The organism is Denitromonas ohlonensis, assembly GCF_007625205.1.
GTDB lineage: Bacteria > Pseudomonadota > Gammaproteobacteria > Burkholderiales > Rhodocyclaceae > Nitrogeniibacter > Nitrogeniibacter ohlonensis.
The window spans coordinates 111015-137687 of sequence record NZ_VMNI01000014.1 but is presented as its reverse complement, the minus strand read 5'-3'; the positions used below and the strand labels follow the sequence as shown (position 1 = coordinate 137687).

The 26673-nt window shown below is 61.3% G+C and carries 31 protein-coding genes and 1 pseudogene; 22 read left to right on the top strand and 10 right to left on the bottom strand.

Annotated elements, in window-relative coordinates:
• Nucleotides 1-30 precede the first annotated feature (30 nt).
• Both FHP89_RS14685 and gpmA read right to left on the bottom strand, forming a co-directional pair.
• The gene (locus FHP89_RS14685; protein ID WP_186300409.1) at nt 31-1281 is read right to left on the bottom strand and encodes a murein hydrolase activator EnvC family protein; all 1251 of its coding nucleotides are present in this window, start codon (nt 1279-1281) and stop codon (nt 31-33) included.
• Between the two features lie 4 nt (nt 1282-1285).
• Entirely contained in the window at nt 1286-2035 is a 750-nt protein-coding gene (gpmA, locus tag FHP89_RS14680; RefSeq protein ID WP_144179675.1) for a 2,3-diphosphoglycerate-dependent phosphoglycerate mutase, read from the bottom strand.
• Between the two features lie 116 nt (nt 2036-2151).
• On the opposite strand from gpmA, the gene FHP89_RS14675 reads away from it, so the two are divergent.
• The 6 genes from FHP89_RS14675 (at nt 2152) to FHP89_RS14650 (ending at nt 5198) form a co-directional block, all read left to right on the top strand.
• Nucleotides 2152-2481: an ArsR/SmtB family transcription factor gene (locus FHP89_RS14675; protein ID WP_144179676.1), complete on the top strand. Its 330-nt coding sequence runs from the start codon at nt 2152-2154 to the stop codon at nt 2479-2481.
• A gap of 21 nt (nt 2482-2502) precedes the next feature.
• Entirely contained in the window at nt 2503-2919 is a 417-nt protein-coding gene (locus tag FHP89_RS14670) for a rhodanese-like domain-containing protein (protein ID WP_144179677.1), read from the top strand.
• Nucleotides 2920-2921: 2 nt separating this feature from the next.
• Nucleotides 2922-3191 carry a glutaredoxin 3 gene (gene grxC / locus FHP89_RS14665; protein ID WP_186300410.1) on the top strand — a complete coding sequence of 90 codons (270 nt, stop codon included), beginning with the start codon at nt 2922-2924 and terminating at the stop codon, nt 3189-3191.
• Between the two features lie 33 nt (nt 3192-3224).
• Nucleotides 3225-3710 carry a protein-export chaperone SecB gene (secB, locus tag FHP89_RS14660; protein ID WP_144179678.1) on the top strand — a complete coding sequence of 162 codons (486 nt, stop codon included), beginning with the start codon at nt 3225-3227 and terminating at the stop codon, nt 3708-3710.
• Between the two features lie 2 nt (nt 3711-3712).
• A complete protein-coding gene (locus FHP89_RS14655) occupies nt 3713-4153 on the top strand; it encodes an SH3 domain-containing protein (protein ID WP_144179679.1) in 441 nt (146 codons plus the stop codon).
• Between the two features lie 61 nt (nt 4154-4214).
• The gene (locus FHP89_RS14650) at nt 4215-5198 is read left to right on the top strand and encodes an NAD(P)H-dependent glycerol-3-phosphate dehydrogenase (RefSeq protein ID WP_144179680.1); all 984 of its coding nucleotides are present in this window, start codon (nt 4215-4217) and stop codon (nt 5196-5198) included.
• A 1-nt stretch (nt 5199) separates the two neighbouring features.
• Here the strand turns inward: FHP89_RS14650 and FHP89_RS14645 are convergent, their stop codons facing one another.
• The 3 genes and pseudogenes from FHP89_RS14645 to FHP89_RS21380 form a co-directional block, all read right to left on the bottom strand.
• Complete coding sequence (locus FHP89_RS14645; protein ID WP_144179681.1) at nt 5200-5664, bottom strand: tRNA (cytidine(34)-2'-O)-methyltransferase; 465 nt, start codon at nt 5662-5664, stop codon at nt 5200-5202.
• A 33-nt stretch (nt 5665-5697) separates the two neighbouring features.
• A complete protein-coding gene (locus FHP89_RS21235; RefSeq protein WP_260851629.1) occupies nt 5698-6051 on the bottom strand; it encodes a ComF family protein in 354 nt (117 codons plus the stop codon).
• Nucleotides 6052-6213: 162 nt separating this feature from the next.
• Nucleotides 6214-6432: pseudogene (locus FHP89_RS21380) on the bottom strand (double zinc ribbon domain-containing protein); the annotation flags it as partial.
• 30 nt (nt 6433-6462) lie between these two features.
• On the opposite strand from FHP89_RS21380, the gene bioB reads away from it, so the two are divergent.
• The 3 genes from bioB to FHP89_RS14625 are packed head-to-tail and all read left to right on the top strand — an operon-like array spanning nt 6463 to nt 9006.
• Entirely contained in the window at nt 6463-7455 is a 993-nt protein-coding gene (gene bioB, locus FHP89_RS14635; RefSeq protein WP_144179682.1) for a biotin synthase BioB, read from the top strand.
• 7 nt (nt 7456-7462) lie between these two features.
• Nucleotides 7463-8341: a methyltransferase domain-containing protein gene (locus tag FHP89_RS14630; RefSeq protein WP_144179683.1), complete on the top strand. Its 879-nt coding sequence runs from the start codon at nt 7463-7465 to the stop codon at nt 8339-8341.
• Nucleotides 8338-9006 carry a pyrimidine 5'-nucleotidase gene (locus FHP89_RS14625; RefSeq protein ID WP_144179684.1) on the top strand — a complete coding sequence of 223 codons (669 nt, stop codon included), beginning with the start codon at nt 8338-8340 and terminating at the stop codon, nt 9004-9006. Before FHP89_RS14630 ends, FHP89_RS14625 begins: the two co-directional genes overlap by 4 nt.
• Here the strand turns inward: FHP89_RS14625 and FHP89_RS14620 are convergent.
• From FHP89_RS14620 to yihA, 3 genes are all read right to left on the bottom strand, one after another.
• The gene (locus FHP89_RS14620; RefSeq protein WP_260851624.1) at nt 8981-9478 is read right to left on the bottom strand and encodes a GNAT family N-acetyltransferase; all 498 of its coding nucleotides are present in this window, start codon (nt 9476-9478) and stop codon (nt 8981-8983) included. The genes FHP89_RS14625 and FHP89_RS14620 overlap by 26 nt on opposite strands.
• The gene (gene hemB, locus FHP89_RS14615) at nt 9475-10482 is read right to left on the bottom strand and encodes a porphobilinogen synthase (protein ID WP_222105403.1); all 1008 of its coding nucleotides are present in this window, start codon (nt 10480-10482) and stop codon (nt 9475-9477) included. The genes FHP89_RS14620 and hemB overlap by 4 nt, the downstream gene beginning before the upstream one ends.
• 186 nt (nt 10483-10668) lie before the next feature.
• Entirely contained in the window at nt 10669-11295 is a 627-nt protein-coding gene (gene yihA / locus FHP89_RS14610; protein ID WP_144179696.1) for a ribosome biogenesis GTP-binding protein YihA/YsxC, read from the bottom strand.
• A 113-nt stretch (nt 11296-11408) separates the two neighbouring features.
• Here yihA and FHP89_RS14605 point away from each other — a divergent pair, with 113 nt between their 5' ends.
• On the top strand, nt 11409-12035 hold the full coding sequence (locus FHP89_RS14605; RefSeq protein WP_144179685.1) for a c-type cytochrome: 627 nt from the start codon (nt 11409-11411) through the stop codon (nt 12033-12035).
• 275 nt (nt 12036-12310) lie between these two features.
• On the opposite strand, the gene FHP89_RS14600 is transcribed toward FHP89_RS14605, so the two are convergent.
• Both FHP89_RS14600 and ffh read right to left on the bottom strand, forming a co-directional pair.
• Entirely contained in the window at nt 12311-13093 is a 783-nt protein-coding gene (locus FHP89_RS14600) for a ferritin-like domain-containing protein (RefSeq protein WP_260851623.1), read from the bottom strand.
• A gap of 50 nt (nt 13094-13143) precedes the next feature.
• Nucleotides 13144-14502 carry a signal recognition particle protein gene (ffh, locus tag FHP89_RS14595; RefSeq protein ID WP_144179687.1) on the bottom strand — a complete coding sequence of 453 codons (1359 nt, stop codon included), beginning with the start codon at nt 14500-14502 and terminating at the stop codon, nt 13144-13146.
• 37 nt (nt 14503-14539) lie between these two features.
• Here ffh and FHP89_RS14590 point away from each other — a divergent pair, with 37 nt between their 5' ends.
• The 12 genes from FHP89_RS14590 to nudB all read left to right on the top strand — a co-directional run bounded on the left by FHP89_RS14590 (nt 14540) and on the right by nudB (nt 26638).
• A complete protein-coding gene (locus FHP89_RS14590) occupies nt 14540-15367 on the top strand; it encodes a cytochrome C assembly family protein (protein WP_144179688.1) in 828 nt (275 codons plus the stop codon).
• Between the two features lie 73 nt (nt 15368-15440).
• Entirely contained in the window at nt 15441-16709 is a 1269-nt protein-coding gene (locus FHP89_RS14585; protein ID WP_144179689.1) for an HlyC/CorC family transporter, read from the top strand.
• Nucleotides 16710-16797: 88 nt separating this feature from the next.
• Nucleotides 16798-18513 (top strand): type IV-A pilus assembly ATPase PilB, encoded by a 1716-nt coding sequence (gene pilB / locus FHP89_RS14580; RefSeq protein WP_144224974.1) that lies wholly within the window; start codon nt 16798-16800, stop codon nt 18511-18513.
• A 17-nt stretch (nt 18514-18530) separates the two neighbouring features.
• On the top strand, nt 18531-19766 hold the full coding sequence (locus FHP89_RS14575) for a type II secretion system F family protein (RefSeq protein ID WP_144179009.1): 1236 nt from the start codon (nt 18531-18533) through the stop codon (nt 19764-19766).
• A gap of 43 nt (nt 19767-19809) precedes the next feature.
• Nucleotides 19810-20661: a prepilin peptidase gene (locus FHP89_RS14570; RefSeq protein ID WP_144179010.1), complete on the top strand. Its 852-nt coding sequence runs from the start codon at nt 19810-19812 to the stop codon at nt 20659-20661.
• A gap of 107 nt (nt 20662-20768) precedes the next feature.
• Nucleotides 20769-21038, top strand: a complete 270-nt coding sequence (locus FHP89_RS14565) for an FmdB family zinc ribbon protein (protein ID WP_144179011.1) — start codon at nt 20769-20771, stop codon at nt 21036-21038.
• Nucleotides 21039-21047: 9 nt separating this feature from the next.
• Nucleotides 21048-21674 (top strand): DUF502 domain-containing protein, encoded by a 627-nt coding sequence (locus FHP89_RS14560; RefSeq protein WP_144179012.1) that lies wholly within the window; start codon nt 21048-21050, stop codon nt 21672-21674.
• Between the two features lie 48 nt (nt 21675-21722).
• Nucleotides 21723-23525, top strand: a complete 1803-nt coding sequence (gene aspS, locus FHP89_RS14555) for an aspartate--tRNA ligase (protein WP_144179013.1) — start codon at nt 21723-21725, stop codon at nt 23523-23525.
• A gap of 10 nt (nt 23526-23535) precedes the next feature.
• Complete coding sequence (locus FHP89_RS14550) at nt 23536-25281, top strand: response regulator (protein WP_313792198.1); 1746 nt, start codon at nt 23536-23538, stop codon at nt 25279-25281.
• A gap of 63 nt (nt 25282-25344) precedes the next feature.
• Nucleotides 25345-25725, top strand: coding sequence for a ribonuclease domain-containing protein (locus FHP89_RS14545; protein ID WP_144179014.1), 381 nt, complete (start codon nt 25345-25347; stop codon nt 25723-25725).
• A complete protein-coding gene (locus FHP89_RS14540; RefSeq protein ID WP_260851622.1) occupies nt 25722-26144 on the top strand; it encodes a barstar family protein in 423 nt (140 codons plus the stop codon). The genes FHP89_RS14545 and FHP89_RS14540 overlap by 4 nt, the downstream gene beginning before the upstream one ends.
• On the top strand, nt 26141-26638 hold the full coding sequence (nudB, locus tag FHP89_RS14535) for a dihydroneopterin triphosphate diphosphatase (protein WP_260851621.1): 498 nt from the start codon (nt 26141-26143) through the stop codon (nt 26636-26638). Before FHP89_RS14540 ends, nudB begins: the two co-directional genes overlap by 4 nt.
• The last annotated feature ends 35 nt before the right edge of the window (nt 26639-26673 follow it).

Here is a 26673-nt window from a genome sequence, read left to right as displayed (position 1 = left end):
GCATCGCACCACGGCGCAGCCCCCGAAAATTCAATTCAGGCGGATCCAGTCCATCGGATCCACCGGCCGCCCCTGATGGCGGATCTCGAAGTATAGCCCCGGCTCGGGGTTTCCTCCGCTGTCGCCTGCTGCCGCCAGCACCTCGCCGGCAGAAACGCGTACGCCGTTGGACTTGAACAGCGCGTCATTGTTTCCGTACACCGTCAAATAGCCCTGACCGTGGTCGATGATGATGAGATTTCCGAAGCCGCGCAACCAATCCGAGAAAACCACTTCGCCATCGGCCACGGCATGCACCTCTTCGCCACTGTTGGCGCGAATGAAAATGCCCTTCCAGGTCGTCCCGCCTGACGCCCTGTCAGCACCAAAGCGCCCGATGATCGCGCCACGCAAGGGCGGTTTGAGCTGCCCCCGCAGCGCCGCAAATGCTTTGCCACGCGTGCTGCTATCCGCACTTTCGCGCGAGGCGCCCACCACCGGATCGCTGGAGGTTCTCGGGGTCGAGACCGGCGGCGGCCGCGGACGTGCTCTGGCTCTCTCCAACTCGACCATCAAGGCACGCAAACGCGCTTCGTCGCGCTGAAGATCAGCCACGACCTGCTTTTGCGCCTTCAATTCCTTCGACAGCGTCGCCACGATCTGCCCCCGCCGTGCGCGCTCTTTCTTCAGATCCGCCATCTCCCGGCGCTGCACCGCCTCGAGCCGCACGACCTCGGCACGCTTCGCCTCGGCCTCGGTTTGCTGCTGGTGCTGCAAGGCCATGGCTTCACGCAAGCGGGTGACAATCGCCTGCTTCTCCCGACCAATCTGCTCAAGGTAAAACGCGTCGCGAGCGAGCTGATTGGGCTCGCGCGCGCTGAGCAAATAGGCGACGCCCGGCTCGCCACCATGCTGGTAGTAGCGCCGCAGCCAACTGGCCAGCGCCGCTCGGCCAGTCGCCACTTGCGCCTCGGTCTCCCGCAACGCGGCCTCGACCTTCAGCACCGCGGCATCGGCGCGCTTGCGCTCACGTACCAGTTCGCGGACCCGGCGCAAGATGCGCGACACCGCCACATCTGCCTGCTTGAGCGCCTTGGCGGCCTCGGCATGCGTCGTTTCGGTATCGGCCACCTCGGCTTGCGCCGAGCGCAGACGCGACTTGACGGCGTCCAGATCGCTGCGTGATGACGCGATTCGGCCGCTCGTATCCTCGGCAACAACCGAAGCGGGAAAGACGGCGAGCGCCAGCATCAATGCCAGCGCCGCCGATGGCCGCCCGCACGTTGCGGCAAAAAAGGTCACGTCCTCAGGCCTTGGCTTTGCCCTGCCCTGCGACCGCTGCGGCTGCCGCCTTGATGGTGTCTTCATCCGCCAGATAGTAGCTACGGATCGGACGCAGATTGGCGTCGAGCTCATACACCAAGGGCTGGGCGGTCGGAATGTTCAGGCCGACGATATCGGCATCGCTCACCCCGTCGAGGTATTTGATCAGCGCGCGCAGGCTGTTGCCGTGCGCGGCAATCAGGATGCGGTCACCGGCCAGTACACGCGGAATGATCACCGTCTCCCAATAAGGCACGACGCGTGCGACGGTGTCTTTCAAGCACTCGGTGTGCGGGAAGCGGTCCGCCGGCAGGCTGGCATAGCGCGGGTCATTAGGCGTCAGACGCTCATCACCGGCCTCCAGCGCCGGGGGTGGCACATCGTAGGAACGACGCCACTTCAGCACCTGATCATCGCCAAACTTCGCGGCCGTCTCGGCTTTGTTGAGCCCCTGCAGCGCGCCATAGTGGCGCTCATTCAAACGCCAGGAGTGCTCCACCGGCAGCCACAGCGCGGCCATGTGCTCGAGCACGATATTGAGCGTCTTGTTGGCGCGCTTGAGCACCGACGTGAAAGCCACGTCGAAGGCATAGCCCTCGTCGCGCAGCAGGTCGCCGGCTGCGCGCGCTTCTTCCACGCCCTTGTCGGTCAAATCAACGTCAGTCCAGCCGGTAAACCGGTTTTCCTTGTTCCAGGTGGACTCTCCGTGGCGAAGCAATACGATCTTGTACATGAGGAACTATCTACTCGCTAAGGTGGTAAACATGGGTTCTTGCGTCGCGCCAAGTCGCCGCTACAGCAAAAAATGGTATTTTATTACATTCATCTTTGTCGAATCGATCGCTGATCGTGAATAGTCATCCCATTGTTGATCTGATCGGCAAGACCGAGCAGATAGAAACCGCCGCCCGCGCCCTCAAGGCCATCTCCCATCCGCTCAGGCTCAAGATCCTGTGCGTCATCGGAGAAGGCGAAGTCTGTGTACAAGACATCGTCGAGGCCGTCGGCACATCTCAGAGCAACATATCCCAGCACCTGGCCATTCTGCGTGACAAAGGCGTTCTGCTCACCAGAAAGGACGCCAACCGGGTGTATTACCGGGTCGGAGACCAGCGCACATTGCAATTGATCGTCCTCATGCGCGAGGTCTTCTGCGGCGAAGCGCCCGCTCAGCCCTGACATTACAAGAAGGAAATTTCCGTGGAGTTCTTGCAGCAAAATTGGTACTGGGCAGCCTTGGCTGTCGCCAGCGGTGCATTCCTGTTGATTGAAACCCTCCGCCAGCGCGGCGACAGCAGCAGCCTGTCCCCGGTGCAGGCCACACTGATGATCAACCGCGAAGACGCGGTCATCATCGACGTGCGTGAGCAGAATGAATTCCTGAGCGGCCACATTCCCAACGCCCGGCACATTCCGTTCGCGGCGCTGGAGAAGCGTTCGGCCGAGATCGAAAAACTGAAACAGCAACCGATCATCGTATGCTGCGCCTCCGGTGCACGCTCGAATGCGGCAGCGGCCACGCTGCGCAAACTCGGCTGCGAAAAAGTGTTTAACCTCCAGGGCGGCATCGCAAGCTGGCAACAAGCCGGCCAGCCGGTCAGCCGCAAGAGGAAATAAGCATGGCACCCAAGATCCGCATGTACGCAACCCTGGGCTGCCCCTACTGCGTTCGCGCAGAAGCGCTGCTCAACCAAAAGGGCGTCACCGGCATCGACAAGATTCGTGTCGACCTCGACCCGGCACGGCGCGAAGAAATGATGATGATCACCGGCCGCCGTACCGTGCCCCAGATTTTCATCAACGATTTGCATGTGGGCGGGTGCGATGACCTCTACGCACTCGACCAGGCAGGAAAGCTGGACCCGCTTCTGAACGCCGAAGCGGCCTGAACACCTTTTATCACTCTCAAACAAGGCTCAGACATGCCCGAAACCAACCAAGCCAACGCCGCTGAAAACACGCAACCCGTCTTCACCATCGAGAAGCTTTACATTCGTGACCTGTCGGTCGAGGTGCCCAACGCACCGACGATTTTCCTCGATCGCGAAACCCCGCAGATCAATGTGCAACTGCGCACGGATACCAAGGGCATCGACGCAGGCGTCTATGAAGTGGTGCTGACCGTCACCGTGACCGCCAAGATCGGCGAAGAAAAGACGGTGTTCCTGGTTGAAGCCGCGCAGGCCGGTATTTTCCAGATTCGCAATGTGCCCGAGTCCGACATCGAACCGATCATGATGATCGGCTGCGCCAACATCCTGTTCCCGTATGCCCGCGAAGCAATCTCCGACGCCGTGACCCGCGCTGGTTTCCAGCCCGTGCTGCTGGCACCGGTCAACTTCGAGGCACTGTACCAGGCGCGTCAGCAAGAGCAGCAAGGCGCCGGTCAGGACACCCCGGTTCAGTGAGCATGCGCGCCGCCCGCCTCATTGCATTGATTCTGGCCGGTGCGGCCTGCGCGCCGGCCGCCGCTCTGGACTTCCGGGCGACGGCCGGGCCCGCGATTCTGTACGACACGCCGTCAGCCCAGGGCAAGCGCGTGTTCGTCGCGTCTGCCGGCAGCCCGTTCGAAGTGGTCGTGACCCTCGAAAAGTGGGTCAAGGTCCGCGACCGTGACGGCCATCTGGCCTGGATCGAGCGTAGCGCCCTCGCCAATGCCCAGACCGTTGTCGTTACCGCGGATCGCGCCACCATTCGCCAACAGGCGGCGGACGATGCGCCGACGAGTTTCGATGCCGTCCGCGGGGTCATTCTCAATGTCTCCGGCCCTGCCAGCGGAACCTGGCTGCCGGTACGGCACGCCGATGGCGACCGCGGTTTTGTCCGCCGGGTTGACGTCTGGGGTCAATGATTCTCACCGCTGAACCGTCACATACGCGTGGCGGTGACGCCCTGCCAGGAGTCGGCCAAGCATGAAGATCACCGTTTATGGCGCCGGCGCCTGGGGTACGGCACTGGCCATCGCCTACGCCAAATCGCATCAAGTCACACTGTGGGGGCGCGACACCGACGCCTTGACCCACTGCGCCGAAGCGCGGGTCAATCAGCAACTCCTCCCCAACGCGCCCTTCCCTGACGCACTTGTGGTGGAGCCAGATCTTCATCGGGCCAGCCAGCATGCCGAACTGCATCTGGTGGTCACACCCGTCGCCGGTCTGCGCGATATTGCCCGTCACCTGGCGGCAGAACACCTGACCGCCCCGCTCATCTGGGCCTGCAAGGGCTTCGAGTCGGGCACCGGAAAACTGCCACATCAAGTTGTCGCCGACGAACTGGGCGCCGACTATCCGTGTGGCGTGCTGACCGGCCCGAGCTTTGCCGCGGAAGTCGCCGCCGGGCTCCCCGCAGCCATCACCCTGGCCGCGCGCGACGCGGCCTTCGCGTCCGTCTGGACAGGGCATCTGCACCAACCCCGGTTACGCCTCTACGCCAACGACGACTTGGTCGGTGCCGAGGTCGGCGGCGCGGTCAAGAACGTCATGGCCATTGCAGCCGGCGTATCTGACGGCCTGGGCTTCGGACTGAACAGTCGCGCCGCGCTGATCACCCGCGGCCTGGCTGAAATGGCTCGCCTCGGCATTGCGCTTGGCGCCCGCCATGAAACCTTCATGGGGCTGGCGGGCATGGGCGATCTGGTCCTGACCTGCACCGGCGACCTATCACGCAATCGCCGGGTCGGTCTCGCACTGGCCGAAGGCAAGCCACTGCCACAAATTCTGAACGAACTCGGCCACGTCGCCGAAGGCGTACCGACCACGCGTGAAACGATGGGTTTGGCACATCGCCATCACGTCGAGATGCCCATCACCGAGGGCGTCAACGCCCTGCTCTCGGGCACGCTCAGCGCGCGCGAAGCGGTCGAGCGCCTGCTCGCACGCGATCCACGCAGCGAGTGAGCTAAGCGCCGCCTTCGTAGCCCTGCTGCCGCCACGCCTCATAGGCCACGACAGCCACCGCATTCGACAAATTCAAGCTGCGATTGCCCGGCCGCATTGGGATGCGCACGCGCTGCTCATCACTGAGCTGGGCGAGCATCTCGGCCGGCAAACCCCGTGTTTCGCAGCCAAACAACAGGACATCGCCGGGCTGATAACGTACCTCGTTGAACCCTCGACCGCCGCGCGTCGTCACGGCATAGATCTGGCCATCCGGCACACTGGCGCGAAACGCCGCCCAGTCGGCATGCGTCTGGACGTGGGTCAGTTGATGGTAATCGAGGCCCGCACGCGCCAGCGCCTTGTCGGACATCTCGAAGCCAAGCGGCTCGATCAGATGCAGACGTGCGCCAACATTGGCACTCAGACGAATGGCGTTGCCGGTATTGGGCGGAATTTCCGGCTGGTAAAGGACGATATGGAACATGGTGCGGCATTGTGCCCGCAGGACTCGCGCGGATCAACGCAGGGGCGTGCGCGCAATCACCAAATTGCTCACTGCCGCGGCGCCCGCCTTTTTCAGGCAGGCCGCCAAGGCGCCGAGCGTCGCACCGGTGGTCATCACGTCATCGACCAGCAACACTCGGGCGCCATCCACCGGCATCCGGCAATCAAAGGCATTGCGAAGATTCTTCTTCCGCGCCGGCCACGGCAGCCCGACCTGATCGGCCGTCGCGCGCATTCGTGTCACACCGCGTGTGGCAACCGGCATCTGCCACACACGGCCCAACGGGCGGGCAATCTCAAGCGCCTGATTGAAGCCGCGCTCGGCCAAGCGCCCGGCGTGCAACGGCACCGGGACAATCAAATCCACCGCGGGCGCCGGCATGGCGCGAACGACACATTGCGACAAAGCCACAGCCACACCAAAGTCGTGCCCGTACTTGAGGCGATGCACCAAACGATCGACCGGATAGTCGTAGCAATACAGCGCCGTCGTGGCATCGAATGCCGGCGGATGTTTCAGACACCGGCCGCAAAGCGCCCCGCCCGTGCCCGGCAATGCACACTTGGGGCACGCAGACAGGCACAATGGCAGGTCGCGGCGACAACCCGCGCACAAACCATCGGGGTCACGCATGCTGGCGCACAGAACGCAGCGACGCGGCCAGAGAGACCGCCACGCTACACCCAGCACGCGCTGCCATCGGGCAGGCTGGTTTGACAAGGCATCCCTCAATCGTGGAACATCCATAATTTTGAATTACAGCAAAAAATCCTCATCATGACAATGACTTCCCAACACTCCGCGCCGCAAACGGCACCCGCCCCTCAATCGACCGATGGCCGCAAGTGGAAGGTCGCTGAAATTGAGGCATTGCTCAAGCTGCCGTTCAACGACCTGCTCTTCCGCGCTCAGCAAGTGCATCGCGAGCACTTCGATCCGAATGCTGTCCAGCGCTCGACGCTCTTGTCGATCAAGACCGGCGGCTGCTCCGAAGACTGCGGCTATTGCTCGCAGTCTGCCCGCTACGATACCGGGCTTGAGCGTGAACGCTTGCTCGCGCTCGAAGAAGTCCTCGAAAATGCGCGTGCCGCCAAGGCCAAAGGATCGAGCCGCTTCTGCATGGGCGCCGCCTGGCGCGGGCCGAAAGACAAAGACCTGGAGCCCGTGATCGACATGATCCGCGAGGTCAAGGCGCTCGGCCTCGAAACCTGCGTCACCCTCGGCATGCTCAAGGATGGTCAGGCCGAGAAGCTGCGCGACGCCGGGCTTGATTACTACAACCACAACATCGACACCGCACCTGAGTTCTACGGTCAAGTCATCACCACGCACACCTTCCAGGACCGCCTCGATACGCTCGACCGGGTGCGCAACGTCGGCATCAACGTGTGCAGCGGCGGCATCGTCGGCATGGGTGAAAATCGCCGCAATCGCGCCGCCATGATTGCCCAGCTGGCCAACATGAACCCGCCGCCCGAGTCGGTGCCCATCAACAATCTGGTCGCCATCGAAGGTACGCCCATGGCCGACAACGAGCAGGTCGACCCGATCGAATTCGTCCGTACCATTGCTGTGGCGCGCATCACCATGCCGAAGAGCTTCGTTCGCCTGTCGGCCGGTCGCCAGCAAATGAGCGACGAGATGCAGGCACTGTGCTTTGCCGCCGGCGCCAACTCGATGTTCTACGGCGACCGCTTGCTGACCACCGACAACCCGGAAACCGATCGCGACGAGGCACTGTTCGCCAAGCTCGGACTGAAGGCCATCTAAGCGCTTCATGGCAGGCGACTTTCACCTCGACGCCGGCAGTGTGCGGCGGCATTTCGACGCCGCCGCGCGCAGCTACGACGACGTTCTGGCACGCGCTGTCGCCCAGCAGATGGATGAGCGCCTGGAAGGCATTCTCCATCAGCCAACGTCGATCCTCGACCTGGGCTGCGGCAACGGGCGCGATCTGCGCCGCCTGGCGGAACGCTACCCCAAAGCCCGGCGCGTCGGCGCCGACATTGCGCCTGCAATGCTGCAGCAGGCCGCCCCAACGGTCGGCCGATTGCAGCGCCTGCTCGGCCGCGGCGACCAGATACAACTGACCGCCGCCGATGCCTGCGCCCTGCCCTTCGGCCCCAGCCAGTTCGACATGCTGTGGTCGAACCTGATGCTCAACTGGCTGGACGACCCGGCACCTGCGTTGGCCGAAATGGCACGGGTCATGAAAGTCGGCGGCATGCTGATGTTCGCCACGCTCGGCCCCGATACGCTGCGCGAACTGCGCGACGCGTTTGACGACGCCGAGGGCTCCCGCGTCCATCGCTTCATCGACATGCACGACATCGGTGATGCGCTGGTCGGTGCGGGGTTCAGCGACCCGGTGATGGACATGGACACGCTCACGCTCACCTATGCCGATCTGGACAGCCTGTTCGCCGATCTGCGCCAGTCGGGCAGCACCAACGCCAGTGCCCTGCGCCCCCGTGGCTTGAGCGGCAAATCCGGCTGGGGAAAAGCGCGAGAACGCTACGAGGTGCGGCGCATCGACGGGCGACTCCCCGCCACCTTCGAAATCGTCTACGGCCACGCCTGGAAACCCGCACCGCGCACCACCCCGGACGGCCACGCCATCATCCGATTCCAGAGCCGGCCCGGCGGACCCAAATGAGCACCGCACCGGTCTGGCTGTTTGACCTCGACGACACGCTGCACCACGCCAGCGCGCATATCTTTCCGCACATCAACCGCAGCATGACCGACTACATCATGCAGCAGCTGGCGGTGGATGAAGGCCAGGCCAACACCCTGCGCAACGACTACTGGCACCGCTACGGCGCCACGCTGCTCGGTTTGATGCGCCATCACGACACCGACCCGGCGCACTTCCTGCGCGAGACGCATCGCTTCGACCAGCTCCACAACATGGTGGTGTTCGAGCGCGCACTACGCCATAGCCTCAAACGCCTGCCGGGCCGAAAAATCGTGTTCTCAAATGGCCCCTCGGCGTACGCCCATGCCGTGCTGAGCGTCATGGGACTTCGTCGATCTGTCGACAGCGTATTCGCCATCGAGCAAATGCGTTTGCAGCCCAAGCCCGGTCACCGTGCATTTCGTCGCCTGCTGGTCGAGCACAACTTGCAGGCGTCGCGCTGCATTCTGGTCGAGGACAGTCTGGCCAACCTGAAGGCCGCCAAACGTCTGGGCATGCGTACGGTGTGGATCAGCCGTGCCGGCGGGTGTCCGGCCTACGTCGACGCCAAATTTTCCAGCGTACTGGCGCTGCCCCGGGCCCTGAGCCGCCTCGGATTCAGCCGCCGAGCGGCAGGCGCATAAAGCACGCGCCGTCGCCATAGGCGGCCATCACCGACCGCTCTGACGACACGATCGGCACAAAGCCGAAGCGCTGCCAATACTCCGCCGCGCTCGCCAGTGACACCAGATTGAGTGCTTCATGGCCTGCAGCAAGCGACCATTGCTGGACCGCCGCAAACAACGCGGCGCCAACGCCGCCGCCATGGGCACGAGGTACCACGGCGAGGTCGTGCAAGAAACCACACGTCGACACCGCAGCCGCGGGCAACGCGGTATGTAGCGGCGGTGGCGCATCGCCGGGCCAGTCATGCGCAAACACATAGCCCGCCATGCCTGCTGCGTCGCAAGCGACCCAACACGCTGCGGGACTGCGTTGCCGCTTGGCATCGAGCACCTCGGCCGCTTCCTGATAGGCATCACCATAAGCGAGCCGCTGCACCACCAAGACGGCGGACAAATCGTCGGCCGTCATCGGCCGCAGGGCAAAGCTCACTTTTCGGCCGTCAACCAGCGCGCCGCATCCAACGCAAAGTAAGTCAGCACGCCATCGGCACCCGCCCGCTTGAACGCCATCAAAGCCTCGAGTGCGCAGGCTTTTTCGTCGAGCCAGCCATTGGCGGCGGCCGCCTTGAGCATGGCGTACTCACCGCTGACCTGATACACAAACGTCGGCACCTGCAATTCGGTTTTGACCCGGCGGACGATATCGAGATACGGCATGCCCGGCTTGACCATGAACATGTCCGCGCCCTCGGCGATATCCAGCGACACTTCGCGGATCGCTTCATCGGAGTTGGCCGGGTCCATCTGGTAGGTGTATTTGTTACCGCCACCCAGATTGCCAGCCGAGCCCACAGCGTCACGGAAGGGGCCGTAATAGCTCGACGCGTACTTGGCCGAGTAAGCCAGGATACGGGTCAGAATGTGCCCGCCGGCATCGAGTTCTGCCCGAATGCGCGCGACGCGACCATCCATCATGTCCGACGGCGCCACGATATCAGCACCGGCATCGGCGTGGCTGCGCGCCTGCTTGGCCAGCGCCTCCAGCGTTTCGTCATTCAAGACGTAGCCCGACGCATCGATCAGGCCGTCCTGACCATGACTGGTATAGGGGTCAAGCGCCACATCGGTGATCACACCTAACTCGGGAAAGCGTGCCTTGAGTTCGCGCACCACCGTCTGCACCAAGCCTTCCGGATTCCACGCTTCTTCGGCGGCTTCACTCTTTTTTTCGGTTTCGATCACCGGAAACAGCGCCAGCGCGGGGACCCCCAAGGACACCGCCTCTTCGGCGACACCCAGCAAACCATCCAGCGACACACGCTCAACACCGGGCATGGACGCCACGGACTGTCGCTGACCCTGGCCGGGCAGCACAAACACCGGGTAGATCAGGTCGTTGACGCTCAGCTCGTTCTCGCGCATCAGGCGGCGGGAAAAGGCATCACGGCGCATGCGGCGCATACGGGTGGCAGGAAAGGCGGGATTGGAAGTCATCAGATCACTCGAAACAGAAAGAAACATAGAGAAAAAGTGTGCCGGGAACTTTCTTGCGCCGCTTTGATCTAGGAGAACAGATGGCGCAAGCCGTCTCCCGCTTCACCTCCCTGAGCGGGAGCCCTGCCCCTCAAGCAGGGCGTTCAACCCCCGGCTTTCTCCCCTTTGGCCGGGGGTCTATTTTTTTCAGGCGTCGTCGGCTTCGAGCACATCGCCCGGCAGCGCTTCCAGCCATTGGCGCACAACGCCATCGACTTCATCCATTCCGGTCTTTTTCAGGCTCGAGAACATCTGCACGGTCACCGCATCGCCCCACTCGGCCAGCCCTTTGCGCGTCGCGGCCAGGGTTTTGGCTTGCTCATTGCGTGTCAGTTTGTCGCTCTTGGTCAGCAGCACGTGCACCGGCCGACCGCTGGGTGCAAACCAGTCGAGCATCTGACGATCGAGTTGGGTCAATGGGCGCCGGGAATCCATGATCAACACCAGACCAATCAGATTCGGGCGTTCGCGCAGGTAGTTTTCGAGCAGCGCCTGCCACTGGCGACGAATTTTTTCGGGCACTTCGGCATAGCCGTAGCCCGGCAAGTCGACCATCACCGCGCCGCAGCGTAGCCGGAAAAAATTGATCAGCTGGGTTCGACCCGGCGTCTTCGACACAAAGGCCAAACGTGTATGCATCGCCAAGGTGTTGATGGCACTGGATTTTCCAGCATTGGAGCGTCCTGCAAAGGCGATTTCAGCGCCATTAGGTGGTGGCAGACCCCGGGGTTCGGCGACTGAGATTTCAAATTCGGCGTGACGGAAGAGGGACATTCGGAAGGCACTATGGGGAAAAGGGGCGGGTGTTGCATCGCGCAAACCTAGCAAGCTGTTATAGAATATCAGGATTTGAACGACCGACAACGGCACCCGAGGACATCAAGATCATGCTGAAGCGTTCCCTGCTGCTTTCCCTTTTCCTGGCCGCTGGCAGTGTTCAGGCCGAACAAAAAGCCCCCGATCTCGAAAAAGGCAAGCTGACGGCCGAGGGCATCTGCGCCGGCTGTCATAACCCCGACGGCAATAGCCCGCTGCCTGCCAACCCGAAACTGGCGGGTCAGATCCCTGAATATCTGGCCAAGCAACTCACTGAATTCAAATCCGCCGACGGCAATCCGCCTGTTCGCGTCAATGCTGTGATGAACGGCATGGCAATGGCGCTGACTGACGAAGACGTCATCAACGTGGCGCACTATTTTGGTAGCCAGACGCTGCAACCCGCCGTCGCCAAGAATGGCGAGACCATCGAATGGGGCCAGAAACTGTGGCGCGCCGGCGATGCCACCAAAGGCCTGCCCGCCTGTGCAGCCTGCCACGGCCCCGCAGGCAAAGGTCTGCCGGCTCAGTTCCCGCGTCTGTCTGGCCAGTTTGCCGAATACACGGCCGCTCAGTTGAAGGCCTTCCGTGCCGGCGAACGTGCCAACGATCCGGCCAAGATGATGCAGATGATTGCGCTCAAGATGACCGACAAGGAAATAGAGGCCGTATCAGACTTCATCGCCGGACTGCGCTGATTCGTTAAAGCGCACCGACGCCGTTAAAAAGGGAGTGATTCGTCACTCCCTTTTTTCATTGGCACCATCCGTCGCATGACGCCTGACACCTGGGAGGAACTTTCCCCGCTTCAAGCGCCAGGTCAACAATCTGATACTGATCATCGACGCGCTTGCCCAGGCAGCGTCGGGCAACGACAACGCCGCCATTCAAGCCGCCATTGGCGATGCAGGTGAGACATGCAAATGCCTGCCACCACACGTGCCGCAAAGACATGCGGAACAAACAAGGCCGATCAGGAAGCTTGTTTAGACTGACGTGGCGCGGATAACACGACCAACTCGGCTTCGCTAAAACCTGCCGTGCGTCGCGCGGGAAGATTGAGGGGCGGCTTGGGCCACGGCGCATTGAATTGATCAATCAGCGCCAGATACGTTGCTTCTGGCGCCAGCCCCCGCTGCGCGCAGAAGTATCGAAACCAGTGGTCACCGAGCGCCACATGGCCGATCTCGTCGTGCAGGATGACCTCCAACACGGCCAATGTGGCGGCATCGCCGACATGACGCAGCTTGTTCATGATCGGCGGTGTCGCATCCAGTCCGCGCGCCTCTAACACGCGCGGCACCAGTGCCATCCGGGCAAGCGGATCATCCGCCGTTTGAACGGTCATCTCCCACAAGCCGTTGTGCGCTGCGAACCGCCCATAGTCGAACCCCAGCGCCTGCAGCCGTTCGCGCAACAAGCCGAAATGCATCGCCTCTTCGACGGCGACCCGCACCCAACCATGATAGAACGCATCCGGCAATCCGCGGAAGCGATAGGCACAGTCGAGCGCCAGGTTGATCGCATTGAATTCGATGTGGGCAATGGCGTGCAACAAGGCGGCGTGACCGTCGGGGCTGCCGGGACGGCGCTTACGCAGCTTGTTTGGCGCCACCAGCTCAGGACGCGCTGGCCGACCGCACTCAACGATTGATTCGGGCGGCGTGTTGTCATCAATACACAACTGGCCGGCATCAAACGCGGCTTTCAGGGCATGCACACGCGCGCACTTTTGCTCGACATCACATTCGAGCAAGGCACTGCGCAAAGCCGAAAACAAGGATTCGGGCGCGCGCAGTGCCGCCATCAACGCATCATGCCTGGCAGCATCCCCTTCATGCCACGCATCATCTTCGACATGCCGCCCTTGGAGAACTGCTTCATCACCTTCTGGGTCTGTTCAAACTGTTTGAGCAGTCGATTAACCTCTTGCACCGGCACCCCGGCGCCGCTGGCAATACGCCGCTTGCGCGATGCCTTGAGCAGTTCGGGCTTGGCGCGCTCGAGCGGCGTCATCGAATTGATGATGCCTTCAACGCGACCAACCATTTTTTCTTCGGCCCCGCCCTGCAACTGACTGGCGGCTTGCGCGAACTGTGCGGGCAGCTTGTCCATCATGGATGTCAGGCCGCCCATCTTGCGCATCTGGCCGATCTGCTCCTTGAAATCATTCAGATCGAAGCCCTTGCCCGACTTGAGCTTCTGCGCAAAGGCCTTGGCCTTGTCCTCGTCGACGCCGCGGCGCGCGTCCTCGACCAGACCCATGATGTCGCCCATACCGAGAATCCGGGACGCCATGCGCTCGGGGAAGAACTCTTCCAGCCCATCGAGTTTTTCGGCCACACCGGCGAACTTGATCGGCTTGCCGGTCACGTGACGCACCGACAGTGCCGCACCGCCACGCGAGTCACCATCCAGCTTGGTCAACACAATACCGGTCAGCGGGAGCGCCTCGTTGAAGGCCGCCGCGGTATTGACCGCGTCCTGACCCAACATGGCATCGACCACAAACAGGGTCTCGACCGGCAGGATCGCGGCATGCACGGCCTTGATCTCGGCCATCATCGCTTCGTCGATGGCGAGCCGTCCCGCCGTGTCGACCAGCAACACGTCAAAGAAGTGCTTGCGGGCGTAATCCAGCGCCGCCAAGGCGATGTCGACCGGCTTCTGGGTGGTTTGCGACGGGAAGAACTCCACGCCGGCCTGCCCTGCCACGGTTTTAAGCTGCTCGATTGCCGCCGGCCGATACACGTCGGCCGACACCACCAGCACCTTTTTCTTCTTGCGCTCGCGCAATAGTTTGCCGAGCTTGCCGGTGGTGGTCGTTTTACCGGCGCCCTGCAAGCCCGCCATCAGCACCACGGCAGGCGGCTGTGCGGCGAGATTCAATCCTTCATTCTTCTCCCCCATGAGGGCACACAATTCATCGTGCACCACACCGACGAGGGCCTGCCCCGGTGTGAGCGAGCCGACCACCGCCTGGCCGACCGCCTTCTCGCGCACCCGCGCAACGAAGTCCTTGACCACAGGCAAGGCTACGTCGGCTTCCAGAAGTGCCATGCGCACTTCACGCATCGCGTCCTGAATGTTGTCTTCGGTCAGCCGGGCGTGGCCACGGAGGGTTTTGACGACTTTGGAAAGCCGCGTGGTCAAATTGTCTAGCATGATGGTCCGGGAATCTGGCTTGGAGTAAACTTGCGAAATGCCATCGATTCTACTGCATCTGCTGCCCGCCTCCATGTATGCCGCGCTTGGCGTGCACTTCTGGCGTACCCGCTGGCACCCCTCCGGCCATACACCACGTCGCGGCCTATCCGCTCTGGAGCGCGTCGCGCTCCTCATTGCCCTGCTCGCCCACGGCGCGGTGCTCCATGGCGAACTCTTCCCTGGCGAAGGCATGCATTTCGGCTTTGGCACCGCCATGTCGCTGATGGTGTGGCTCGCAGTGCTTTTTTACTGGATCGAAAATTTTTTCTCGCGGCTGGACGGCCTGCAAACCTTCGTGATGCCGGCCGCCGCCGTAGCGGCGCTACTCCCCGGGCTGTTTCCACCACCGCACTTGCTGGATAAAGCCGATTCGCCTGCGTTCCGGGCGCATTTTATCGTGGCCATGCTCGCCTACAGCCTGTTCACCCTCGCCACCTTGCATGCGCTGCTCATGGCCATTGCCGAAAAGCGACTGCACAGCGCGCGTCTTTCGAACGCCTTTGCCTCTCTGCCGCCATTGCTGACAATGGAACATCTGCTGTTCCGCCTGATCCGCATCGCCTTTGTGCTGCTCACCCTGACGCTGATTTCGGGCGTCGCCTTTTCCGAAGTGCTATTCGGAAAAGCCTTTTCAGTCGACCATAAAACGGTGTTCGCCGCGATCTCATGGCTGCTCTTTGGCGCCTTGCTGGTCGGTCGCCATCTGTGGGGATGGCGCGGAAAACTTGCCCAGCGCTGGACGATTGCCGGCTTCGCGGCCTTGATGCTGGCCTATGTCGGCAGCCGGTTTGTCATCGAAATTCTGCTTCAACGCGCGGCCTGAATCCGGAGTCGCCGCCTTGACATCACCGCATCGCGCCGGAATACTCGACGCTCCCCTTTTCGCCTAGCAGGCCGTGACCGACATTCCTCTTTCAGTGCAGATCTCTGCGCTCGCCTTGCTGTTGGTGTTTTCCGGCCTGTTCTCGATGGCCGAAACAACCATGATGGTCGCCAACCGCTATCGCCTCAAATCCATGGCCTCAAGCGGCCATCGAGGTGCCACTCTGGCGCTGAATCTGCTCGGGCAGACAGAGAAGCTGCTCGGCGTCATTTTGCTGTTCAACAATCTGGTCAACGCTGCCGCCGCGACACTGGTGAGCGTAATTACGATTGCCTTGTTCGGCGAGGAGCGCTGGGCGCTCGGCGCGGGCACACTTGCCGTGACCTTCATGATCCTCGTTTTTTCAGAGATCACGCCAAAGGTGATCGGTGCAAGGTATGCCGACCGACTCGCGGTCATCTACGCCTTTCCGCTGACTTTTTTGTTGCGCGCCTCCTATTTTGCGGTCTGGTTCGTCAACTTGTTCGTCGCCGTTCTCCTGCGCGCACTCCGCCTCGCCCCTCAAGGCGAAAACGGACAAGACCAGGTCTCGACAGAAGAGCTGCGCAGCATGGTTCTCGAGGCGGGACACGTCATCCCGTCAAAGCACCGCAGCATCCTGCTGAACATGTTTGAACTGGAAGACATCACCGTCGAGGACGTCATGACGCCAAGAGGCGCCATCGAGGGCATCGACCTGTCGGACACCATCGAAGATATTCGCCAACAGCTGGCAACGAGCTATCACACCCGTTTGCCGGTGTTCGACGGCGAAACCGACAACGTCGTCGGCATCCTGCACCTGCGCCGCATGCTCAGCCATACGCTTGAAGAGCGCCTGGACCATGACGCCTTGCGCAACATACTGTCCAAGCCCTACTTCATTCCGGCAGACACGCCCGTCTACTCCCAGCTTCAGTTCTTCCAGGAGAACAAGCAACGCATGGGCCTCGTCGTGGACGAATACGGCGAATTGCTCGGCTTGGTCACCGTCGAAGACATCATCGAAGAGATGATCGGCAAGTTCACCACCAGCGCGCCAGCCGGCGGTGATCACCTTGCGTGGCACGCCAGCGACAGCGTTCTTGTCGACGGTGCGCACAATCTGAGAGACCTCAATCGCAAATTAGGCCTCAACCTTCCGGTAAATGGTCCGAAAACAGTGAACGGGCTGATTGTTGAATACCTCCAGGATATTCCTGAGGCCGGACTCTCAATCCGGATTGGCGATGTACCCATCGAAGTGGTGCAGACTCAAGATCGCATGGTGAAGACCGCACGGCTGTTCAAACCGCGGACATAAACCAAGTTGTGACAAGGGTTTGCGCCTGAAGCTTTACAAGGCACATCAAGCGATGCAACATGCTATGTCGGATCCATAACAGGTGGTCATGGCTGCAAATCCTCAAACTGCGCTCACGGGTCTTGCGCGCGCACTCGTCCAACAAAACCGCCTGACAGAGGCGGACGCTGCGGCGTGCACGTCCGAACAGCAAAACAAGGTCAACGGCTTCATTCTGGAAGCCGCTCGCCGAGGCCTGCTCGGTGAACGGGATATCGCCCGCTTCGCTGCAGACACCTTCGGCCACCCCTTGCTAGACATCTCGGCGCTCGATCCGAGCAATATTCTGGTCGATGCGATCGACCGAAAGTTGATCGGAAAGCACCATGTCCTGCCGATCGCCAAGCGCGGCAATCGCCTGACCGTCGCACTCGCCGACCCCACCAACCTGCGTGCACTCGACGAAATCCGCTTTCAGAGCGGCCTGTCTGTCGACCCGGTGGTTGTCGAGGCGAGCAAGCTGCTTGCAGCCATCGACAAGCAAGGCGAGTCCGCGAAGGAGACGCTCGAAGCGCTCACCGGCGACGAATTCGACATGGACATGCTGGAGCAGGACACGCCCAGCGAAGCCGCCGCCGACGATGCACAGGCAGAAGTCGATGACGCGCCAGTCGTTCGATTCATTCAGAAGGTCCTGATCGACGCCATCAATGAAGGGGCGTCGGACATCCATTTCGAACCCTACGAAAAGTATTACCGCATTCGCGTACGAACCGACGGCACCTTGCGCGAAGTGGCGCAACCGCCCCTGGTGTTGCGAGAGAAAATCGCTGCCCGTATCAAGGTCATCTCGCGTCTGGACATCTCGGAAAAACGCGTCCCCCAGGACGGCCGGATGAAGCTGGTGCTTTCCAAGAACAAGGCCATCGACTTCCGGGTATCGACGCTGCCAACCCTCCATGGCGAAAAGATCGTCATGCGTATTCTCGACCCCTCCTCCGCCATGCTGGGCGTCGACGCGCTGGGTTACGACCCCGAACAGAAGGCCGCATTACTCGAAGCCATTGAGCGCCCTTATGGCATGATTCTGGTCACCGGACCCACCGGTAGCGGCAAAACCGTTTCGCTCTATACCTGCCTGAACATCCTGAACAAGGCCGGGGTCAACATCTCCACCGCCGAGGATCCGGCTGAAATCAACCTGCCCGGCATCAACCAGGTCAACGTCAACGAAAAAGCCGGTCTGACCTTCTCTTTCGCGCTCAGGGCCTTTCTGCGGCAAGACCCGGACGTCATCATGGTTGGCGAAATTCGGGACCTCGAAACGTCCGAGATCTCCATCAAGGCGGCACAGACCGGGCACTTGGTGCTATCGACCCTGCACACCAACGACGCGCCGACCACGCTTGAGCGTCTGCGCAACATGGGCGTTGCGGCGTTCAACATCGCCTCGTCGGTCATCCTGATCACTGCCCAGCGCCTCGCAAGACGCCTGTGCACCTGCAAACAGGCGCTAGACATCCCGCACGACGCGCTGATTGAAGCCGGCTTTTCCGAGGCGGATCTGGACGGCAGCTGGAAGCCCTACGGTCCCGTAGGCTGCGATAAATGCAAGGGCAGCGGCTACAAAGGCCGGGTCGGCATCTATCAGGTCATGCCGATCACAGACGAGATCGCCCGCATCATCATGAACAACGGCAACTCAATTGAGATCGCCGCGCAAGCGGAGCTCGACGGCGTGATGGACCTTCGCCGCTCGGGCCTTCGCAAGGTCAAGGCCGGCATGACTTCTCTGGCAGAAGTTCTGGCGACGACCAACGACTAATTCGAGGCACGACACACATGGCAACCGCTACCCGCTCTACTCGCCGCACAGCCCAAGATGTCAAAGAGCATCTCTACGACTGGGAAGGCAAGGACAAGAAAGGCAAGATCATTCGCGGCGAAGTCCGCGCAGGGGGTGAGGCGGTTGTCCAGGCAACGCTACGCCGTCAGGGCATTCTCGTCACCAAGGTCAAGAAGCGGAAGCTTTCTCGGGGCCGCCGCATCACCGACAAGGACATCGCGCTATTCACTCGCCAGATGGCAACCATGATGAAGTCCGGCGTGCCACTGCTTCAGGCCTTTGATATTGGCATCAAGGGATCGGGCAACCCCTCGCTGGGGCGTTTGCTGAATGACATTCGCAATGACGTTGAAACCGGCAGCAGTTTGTCGCAAGCGTTTCGGAAGCACCCGCTTCACTTTGATCAACTCTTCTGTAATTTGGTAGCGGCGGGCGAGCAAGCAGGTATTTTGGATAGTCTGCTAGATCGCCTTGCAACCTATAAAGAAAAAATCATCGCCATTAAAGGCAAGATCAAGTCGGCACTTTTCTATCCAATGGCGGTCATTGTCGTCGCCACTTTGGTGGTGTCGGTGATGATGATCTTCGTTATTCCTGAATTCAAAAATGTGTTCGCCAATTTTGGTGCAGATCTTCCCGCCCCAACACAGATCGTAATCGCCATGTCAGACTACTTTGTCGACAATTGGTACATTGTTTTTGGCGGTCTCACCGCGATTATTGTCGGCTTGAGCATGGCATATCGAAGATCAGAGAAAGCTCAGAACGCCATGGATCGTTTCATCCTTCAGGTACCGGTCATTGGCGATGTCATCCGGAAAGCCACAATTGCACGCTGGACCCGTACACTTGCAACCATGTTTGCGGCTGGGGTTCCACTGGTGGAGGCGCTTGACTCAGTCGGTGGCGCGGCCGGAAACCATGTTTACAAAGTCGCAACCAAACAGATCCAGTCGGACGTCAGCACAGGCACCAGCCTTACCGTATCCATGCAAGGCGTTAAGGTTTTTCCGACCATGGTTGTACAAATGGTATCCATAGGTGAAGAGTCCGGACAACTCGACGGCATGTTGAGCAAGGTCGCTGATTTCTTCGAGCAGGAGGTAGACGACGCAGTCGCGGGACTATCTCAGTTGCTTGAGCCAATGATCATGGTGTTTCTAGGTACTGTCATCGGCGGCCTAGTCGTCGCCATGTACCTCCCGATCTTCAAACTCGGCGCCGTCGTCTAACTTTCCTGGCCCGCCCTGGACCCCGGGGCGGCACCAATCCCTCATGACCGAACTCTTCAACGAACCGACAGCGCTCGTCGCACTCAGTTGCCTTCTCGGCCTGTTTGTCGGCAGTTTTCTGAACGTCGTCATCCATCGCCTTCCCACGATGATGGAAAACGAGTGGGCGCAGCAGGCGGCCGAAATGCGCGGGGAAGAAGTCAACGCGCCAGCCCGTTTCAATCTGGCCACGCCCCGCTCCCGCTGCCCACACTGTGGCACCCAGGTCACCGCCATCGACAACATTCCGGTACTGAGCTATCTGGTGCTCCGCGGCCGCTGTCGTCACTGCAAAGCGCCAATCAGCCGGCGCTACCCGAGCGTTGAAATCGCCACTGCGGCCCTTTCAGCACTTGTCGCGTGGAAGTTCGGCAACAGCGTCGCCACCCTAGGCGCCCTGCTGTTCGTCTGGGCGATGATTGCATTGACGTTTATCGACCTGGACACCCAACTTTTACCCGACACCATCACCCTGCCACTGATCTGGCTTGGACTCCTATTCAACCTGGGCGGCACGTTTACGTCCTTGCACGATGCGGTGGTTGGCGCTGTCGCGGGGTATCTCTGCCTGTGGTTGGTCTTTCACCTTTTCCGTCTGGTCACCGGCAAGGAAGGAATGGGTTACGGCGACTTCAAGCTACTCTCCGCCGTTGGCGCCTGGCTTGGCTGGCAAATGCTGCCGCTGACCATTCTGCTGTCCTCAATTGTCGGTGCAACAGTCGGGATTGCCTTGATGCTCTTCGCTCGCCATGGGCGGGACACACCAATTCCGTTTGGCCCCTACCTCGCCGCGGCAGGCCTGCTGGCCCTCTTTTTCGGTGAAAGCTTGAACGCGCGTTACCTCCAGGCGTTCTGACACCAGCGCAAAATCAAATCAGTGCTACGCCTGCGCGACACTGCACACCGCTTCCCGCACCATCGCCAATAAGATAGACTTACGGGCTTGATTTTTCGGAGCTTGTCATGCCGATCTACGCCTATCGCTGCACCGATTGCGGTGCTCAAAAAGATCATTTGCAGAAGATGAGTGATGCACCACTGACGGTCTGCCCCGCCTGTGGCGCGAACGCCTACACCAAACAGCTCACCGCGCCCGGCTTTCAGCTGAAGGGCTCGGGCTGGTACGCCACCGACTTCAAAGGCGGCAGCGCCAGTGCGCCCACCAAAACCGAGGCTGCCCCGACCTCCGGCACGACCGACGCCAGTTGTGGCGGTGGCTGCGCCTGCCACTGACCGTATCGAATGAAGAAATACTTCGTCACCGGGCTCCTGATCTGGATCCCGCTCGCCATCACCTTCATGGTGATCGCCTGGATCGTCAGCACGCTGGATCGAATCCTGCTGTGGATACCTGAGCACTGGCAGCCCAAAGTCTTGCTCGGGCTCGACATTCCGGGCATCGGCGTCGCACTCACCTTGCTGATCATTCTGCTCACCGGCTTGATCGGCGCCAATGTGCTTGGCCAGCGTCTGGTGCTGGTCTGGGAGGCATTGCTCGCGCGCATCCCGGTGGTGAAATCCATCTATTCAAGCGTCAAGCAAGTATCCGACACCCTGTTTTCCAGTTCCAGCCACGCGTTCCGCAAAGCGCTGCTGGTTCAGTATCCCCGCCAGGGTGCCTGGACCATCGCCTTCCTCACCGGAAAGCCGGGTGGCGACGCGGCCCGCCATCTGAGCGGCGACTACATCAGCATCTACGTCCCGACCACGCCAAACCCGACCTCGGGGTTTTTCCTGATGGTCCCGCGCGCAGACGTCATCGAACTGGAAATGAGCGTTGACGAAGCGCTCAAGTATGTCATTTCAATGGGTGTGGTCACGTCCGGCAAAAAGGCCGACATCGCCGAGCTCGCCCCGGTCAAACCCTAACAACTCGGGGCGATTCGCCCCAAGCGTACAAAATACGGAATCAGAATCATGCGTACTCAATACTGCGGCCAGGTCACTGCCGCCAACCTCGACCAGATCGTCACCCTGTGCGGCTGGGTGCACCGGCGGCGGGATCACGGTGGTGTGATTTTCGTCGATCTGCGCGACCGCGAAGGTCTTGTTCAGGTGGTCTGTGACCCCGACCGCGCCGACATGTTTACCGTGGCTGAGTCGCTTCGCAACGAGTTTGTCGTACGCATGACGGGCAAGGTCCGACGCCGCCCTGCCGGCACCGAAAACGCCAACCTCACGTCCGGCGAAATCGAAGTGCTTTGCCACGAGATTGAAGTCCTCAACGCCTCGGTCACGCCACCGTTCCAGCTCGATGACGACAACCTGTCGGAAACCACGCGCCTGACCCATCGCGTGATCGATCTGCGCCGCCCGGCCATGCAACGCAACATGATGCTGCGCTACAAGACGGCGATGGCCTTCCGTCGTTTCCTCGATGCCAAAGGCTTCATCGACATCGAGACGCCGATGCTCACCAAGAGCACGCCGGAAGGCGCGCGTGACTACCTGGTGCCGTCGCGGGTTCATCCGGGTCACTTCTTCGCCCTGCCCCAGTCGCCGCAACTGTTCAAGCAACTGCTGATGGTGGCCGGTTACGACCGCTACTACCAGATCACCAAGTGCTTCCGTGACGAAGACCTCCGGGCCGACCGGCAGCCCGAATTCACCCAGGTCGATATCGAGACGTCCTTCCTGGGCGAAGCCGAGATTACCGCGCTGATGGAAGAGATGATTCGCAGCATTTTCAAGGAAGTGCTGGACGTCGATCTTCCCGCGCCATTTCCGCGCATGAGCTACGCCGAAGCGATGTCACGCTTCGGCTCGGACAAGCCCGACCTGCGTGTAACGCTCGAAATCACCGATGTCACCGACGCCGTCAAGGACGTTGCCTTCAAGGTCTTCTCCGGCCCGGCCAATTCCGACACCGGCCGGGTCGCTGCCATGCGAATCCCCGGCGGCGCCCAGCTTACCCGTGGCGAAATCGACGAATACACCAAGTTCGTCGGCATCTACGGCGCCCGGGGTCTGGCCTACATCAAGGTCAACGACATCACCAAACTGAGCGATGAGGGCCTGCAGTCGCCCATCGTCAAAAACCTGCACGCGCAGGCGCTGGCAACCATCATTGAGCGCACTGGTGCGCAAAACGGTGATCTGATCTTCTTCGGCGCAGACAAGACCAAGATCGTGAACGACGCCCTCGGCGCATTGCGCAGCAAGGTCGGCCACGAGAAGGGCTACGTCAATGGCAAGGCCTGGGAGCCGCTGTGGGTGGTGGATTTCCCGATGTTCGAGTATGACGACGAAGACAAGCGCTGGACCGCCTGCCACCATCCCTTCACCAGCCCCAAGGACGAACACCTCGACTTGCTCGTCAGCGACCCGGGCAAGTGCCTCGCCAAAGCCTATGATCTCGCATTGAACGGCTGGGAGCTCGGCGGTGGCTCGGTACGTATCCACCGTGCCGACGTGCAAAGCAAGGTGTTCAGCGCGCTGGGGATCGGCGACGAAGAGGCCCAGCAGAAGTTCGGTTTCCTGCTCGATGCGCTGAAATACGGCGCACCGCCGCATGGTGGCCTGGCCTTCGGCCTCGACCGCATCGTCACCATGATGACCGGCGCGGAGTCGATCCGCGACGTGATCGCTTTCCCCAAAACGCAGCGCGCCCAGTGTCTGCTCACCGAGGCACCCTCGCCCGTCGACGACCGCCAGTTGCGCGACCTGCACGTCCGTCTGCGCCAGAAAGTCGAAACCTCGGTGGAGGTCACCAAGGACTAATCCCGGCGGAATGGCTCAAAGACACAACGAGGCGACTTCGGTCGCCTCGTTTGTTTTGGTGCGTTCACTCAAGATCGGCCTTAAAAAGCCGACAATTCAGCTTGAGTCCCTTTTCTACGGCACCGCCACCATGCCCGACCTGTCCGCCGTTACCGCCCTCGTCATCGAGGCCAACCCCAACATGCGCACTCAACTGCGCAACATGCTGGGCGAAAGCGGGGTGGACAAGGTGCAGCTTTCCGTCTCGGCCGGCGCCGCGGTGCGCAAGCTACGCGATGCGCGATTCGACCTCATTCTGTGCGAATACCACATCGGTGACGGCCAGGACGGCCAGCACCTGCTCGAAGACCTGCGCCACAACGGCATCATTCCACTGGCTACGCTGTTCATCATGGTCACCGGCGAGCGCCAGTATGAAAAAGTCGTCTCCGCCGCCGAGCTGGCGCCCAACGACTATGTCCTCAAACCCTTCGCTGCCGACACGCTTCATACCCGCATCGTGCGCGCCATTCTCAAACGCGACGCACTGCTTCCGGTTTACAAGCTGATCGAATCCGGCGACATCCCAGGCGCGCTACGAGCGAGCATTGAGGGCGAACGAGAGCATCCGCAATATCAGCTCGACTTTCTTCGCCTGCGTGCCGAACTCCACATTTCGGCCAGCGAAGCCGATGAAGCCGAAAAGGTCTACCAAAAGGTTCTAGAACTTCGTGCCATTCCGTGGGCCCGCCTTGGCCTCGCCAAGGCCCTCTACATGCGCCAGCGCTATGGCGAAGCGGAAGATCTGCTCACCGGCCTCGTCGAAGAGAACGATCAGTTTCTCGACGCGTATGACTGGCTGGCGCGCACGCGTGAGGCCGCGGGCGAGCTGGCCAAAGCCCGCGACATCCTCGCCCGTGCGACGGCGGTTTCCCCGCATCGCGTTGGCCGCCTGCGCCGACTGGGCGCCATTGCACTTGAAATGGACGATTCCCATACCGCCGAAGCCGTGTTGGGCGAGGTGGTACGCAAAGGCAAATATTCAGACTTCCGAGACCCAGACGACCACGTGTGGCTCATGCAGGCACAGATCGGCAACGGCAAACTTGAGGACGCCGCGGCCACCTTGCGTGATCTCGACCGGACCATGGCCACCACCGAGCGCGGCAAACTGTGCACCGCGCTGTCCTCCGCCATGCTCCACGGCAAACTCGGCGACGACGCCAAGGCGAAGGCGGCGGTCGAGTCGGCGCTGACTGAGTCGCGGCGGCTCGGCACGGTGTCGCTCGGCCTCAAACAACAGTTGGCAAAAGCCTGTTTCGACCACGGCATGGAGGCGGCAGGCTCGGAAGTGGTGCTCGACATCATGCGAACGGCCGACACCCCGCGCGCCATCGAAAACACGCGCAAGATGCTCGACGCGCGAGGCTATTCGAATCTCGCGCAAGACCTCGAAAAACAAGTTCATCACGAAGTCCGGGCGCTTGTCGCCACGGGCGCCGAGAAGGCCAAAGCGGGTGACTTTGATGGCGCCGTCGACGAAATGCTCAACGCCGTAGGCAAAATGCCCAATAACGTCCATGTCCTCTTCAACGCCGCGCTGGCCTTGCTGCGCCACATCGAGAACCGCGGCTGGAGCGAGCAGTACGCCAGTCAGGCCCAACGGCTCATCGACCGGGTTCGCCGTCAGGACCCGAACAACGCCCGCCTGCCCGCGCTGAAAGACTTCCACACCACGCTCAAGGCAAAATTCGGCATTCGCGACGTCAAAGTCTAGGCTGACACGCGCGACGCAACGGAACTGCTACACTCCAACCACCAACCGGTGGATGGATCGCGCATGCGCCGCCTGACCCAAACCTTCGTCGTCTTCCTGCTTGCAGCGTTTGCACTGCTCCCGGCCTGTTCGCGCGACGCGCCTCCTGGCACCGCGTCAGCGCCCAGCGAACTCGCTTGGCTGCCACCTGAAGCGCTGAGCACCCTCGATTTGATCCAGCGCGGCGGCCCCTTCCCCTACAGCAAAGACGGCACGACATTCTTCAACCGCGAAGGACTCCTGCCCCGACAATCGCGCAGCTACTACCGCGAATACACCGTTCCGACACCCGGAGAACGCACGCGCGGCGCACGTCGCATCGTCGCCGGCGGCAATCCTCCTGAAGTGTTTTACTACACTGCAGATCATTACCGCAGTTTTCGACGCATTCCGGAGACGCGATGACCGCTCCCCGCCCCAATGACGACCACGGCCTCGCACTCGACGGCCCCAACCGCATTTTGTCCATGCGCCCTGGCGACACAGAAGCCATTGTTTCCGCCGCCCAGGCACGCGAGCGACGCATCATCGATGTCGCCCTCGATGGACTGACCGACAAAGCACAGATCCTCGACGCCCTCGCCCAGCGTTTCGACATGCCGCGCTGGTTCGGGCACAACTGGGACGCGCTCTACGACTGCCTGACCGACCTCTCATGGCTGCCCGCCAAGGGCTACGTCTTGATCCTCACCAACGCCGCTCCTGACACCGGCACCGCGTCTATTCTCACGGACCTGCTGACCGACTGTTGTGAGCACTGGCAGGAACGCAGCGTACCGTTTCATGTCTTCGCCCAAACCGCGCGCAGCGCCGACACGGCGTGATCGCTGGCGGCGAGAAACGCCCCCGCTCCGTGCTGGTGGTCATCCACACCCCTGCGATGGACGTCCTGCTCCTGCATCGGCAGCAGCCCTTTGACTTCTGGCAATCCGTCACCGGCAGCCTGGAGCCGGACGAAACACCCCGCGAGGCCGCCGTCCGCGAAGTCTTCGAAGAAACCGGCCTGTCGGCGCCCGACTACGCTTTTCTCGACTGGGGGCTGAACAACCGCTATCCGATTCCTCCAAAGTGGCGCCATCGCTATGCCCCCGAAGTGAGCCACAACACCGAAACGGTGTTCAGCCTGTGCTTGCCAACACCGCTACCAATCACGCTTGATGCAGCGGAACACCATGGCGCCGAATGGCTGCCCGCCCGAGACGCCATCGACCGCATCTGGTCCTGGACCAATCGCGACGCGGTTCGGCTGTGCGCACGCATTGACCCACGCATCTCGGCGACCTTCACCCGGCATTTAGCCTCAACCAGCAAGAACTGAAACATCTGCTTGCGTCCTCGTCACTTGAAAAACCG

Excerpts from the sequence above, each read along its gene's own strand:
- gpmA (WP_144179675.1), bottom strand. The coding sequence starts at position 2,035 with ATGTACAAGATCGTATTGCTTCGCCACGGAGAGTCCACCTGGAACAAG.
- grxC (WP_186300410.1), top strand. The coding sequence starts at position 2,922 with ATGGCACCCAAGATCCGCATGTACGCAACCCTGGGCTGCCCCTACTGC.
- secB (WP_144179678.1), top strand. The coding sequence starts at position 3,225 with ATGCCCGAAACCAACCAAGCCAACGCCGCTGAAAACACGCAACCCGTC.
- FHP89_RS14655 (WP_144179679.1), top strand. The coding sequence starts at position 3,713 with ATGCGCGCCGCCCGCCTCATTGCATTGATTCTGGCCGGTGCGGCCTGC.
- FHP89_RS14650 (WP_144179680.1), top strand. The coding sequence starts at position 4,215 with ATGAAGATCACCGTTTATGGCGCCGGCGCCTGGGGTACGGCACTGGCC.
- FHP89_RS14645 (WP_144179681.1), bottom strand. The coding sequence starts at position 5,664 with ATGTTCCATATCGTCCTTTACCAGCCGGAAATTCCGCCCAATACCGGC.
- bioB (WP_144179682.1), top strand. The coding sequence starts at position 6,463 with ATGACAATGACTTCCCAACACTCCGCGCCGCAAACGGCACCCGCCCCT.
- FHP89_RS14630 (WP_144179683.1), top strand. The coding sequence starts at position 7,463 with ATGGCAGGCGACTTTCACCTCGACGCCGGCAGTGTGCGGCGGCATTTC.
- FHP89_RS14625 (WP_144179684.1), top strand. The coding sequence starts at position 8,338 with ATGAGCACCGCACCGGTCTGGCTGTTTGACCTCGACGACACGCTGCAC.
- hemB (WP_222105403.1), bottom strand. The coding sequence starts at position 10,482 with ATGACTTCCAATCCCGCCTTTCCTGCCACCCGTATGCGCCGCATGCGC.
- yihA (WP_144179696.1), bottom strand. The coding sequence starts at position 11,295 with ATGTCCCTCTTCCGTCACGCCGAATTTGAAATCTCAGTCGCCGAACCC.
- FHP89_RS14605 (WP_144179685.1), top strand. The coding sequence starts at position 11,409 with ATGCTGAAGCGTTCCCTGCTGCTTTCCCTTTTCCTGGCCGCTGGCAGT.
- ffh (WP_144179687.1), bottom strand. The coding sequence starts at position 14,502 with ATGCTAGACAATTTGACCACGCGGCTTTCCAAAGTCGTCAAAACCCTC.
- FHP89_RS14590 (WP_144179688.1), top strand. The coding sequence starts at position 14,540 with ATGCCATCGATTCTACTGCATCTGCTGCCCGCCTCCATGTATGCCGCG.
- pilB (WP_144224974.1), top strand. The coding sequence starts at position 16,798 with ATGGCTGCAAATCCTCAAACTGCGCTCACGGGTCTTGCGCGCGCACTC.
- FHP89_RS14575 (WP_144179009.1), top strand. The coding sequence starts at position 18,531 with ATGGCAACCGCTACCCGCTCTACTCGCCGCACAGCCCAAGATGTCAAA.
- FHP89_RS14570 (WP_144179010.1), top strand. The coding sequence starts at position 19,810 with ATGACCGAACTCTTCAACGAACCGACAGCGCTCGTCGCACTCAGTTGC.
- FHP89_RS14565 (WP_144179011.1), top strand. The coding sequence starts at position 20,769 with ATGCCGATCTACGCCTATCGCTGCACCGATTGCGGTGCTCAAAAAGAT.
- FHP89_RS14560 (WP_144179012.1), top strand. The coding sequence starts at position 21,048 with ATGAAGAAATACTTCGTCACCGGGCTCCTGATCTGGATCCCGCTCGCC.
- aspS (WP_144179013.1), top strand. The coding sequence starts at position 21,723 with ATGCGTACTCAATACTGCGGCCAGGTCACTGCCGCCAACCTCGACCAG.
- FHP89_RS14550 (WP_313792198.1), top strand. The coding sequence starts at position 23,536 with ATGGCTCAAAGACACAACGAGGCGACTTCGGTCGCCTCGTTTGTTTTG.
- FHP89_RS14545 (WP_144179014.1), top strand. The coding sequence starts at position 25,345 with ATGCGCCGCCTGACCCAAACCTTCGTCGTCTTCCTGCTTGCAGCGTTT.
- FHP89_RS14540 (WP_260851622.1), top strand. The coding sequence starts at position 25,722 with ATGACCGCTCCCCGCCCCAATGACGACCACGGCCTCGCACTCGACGGC.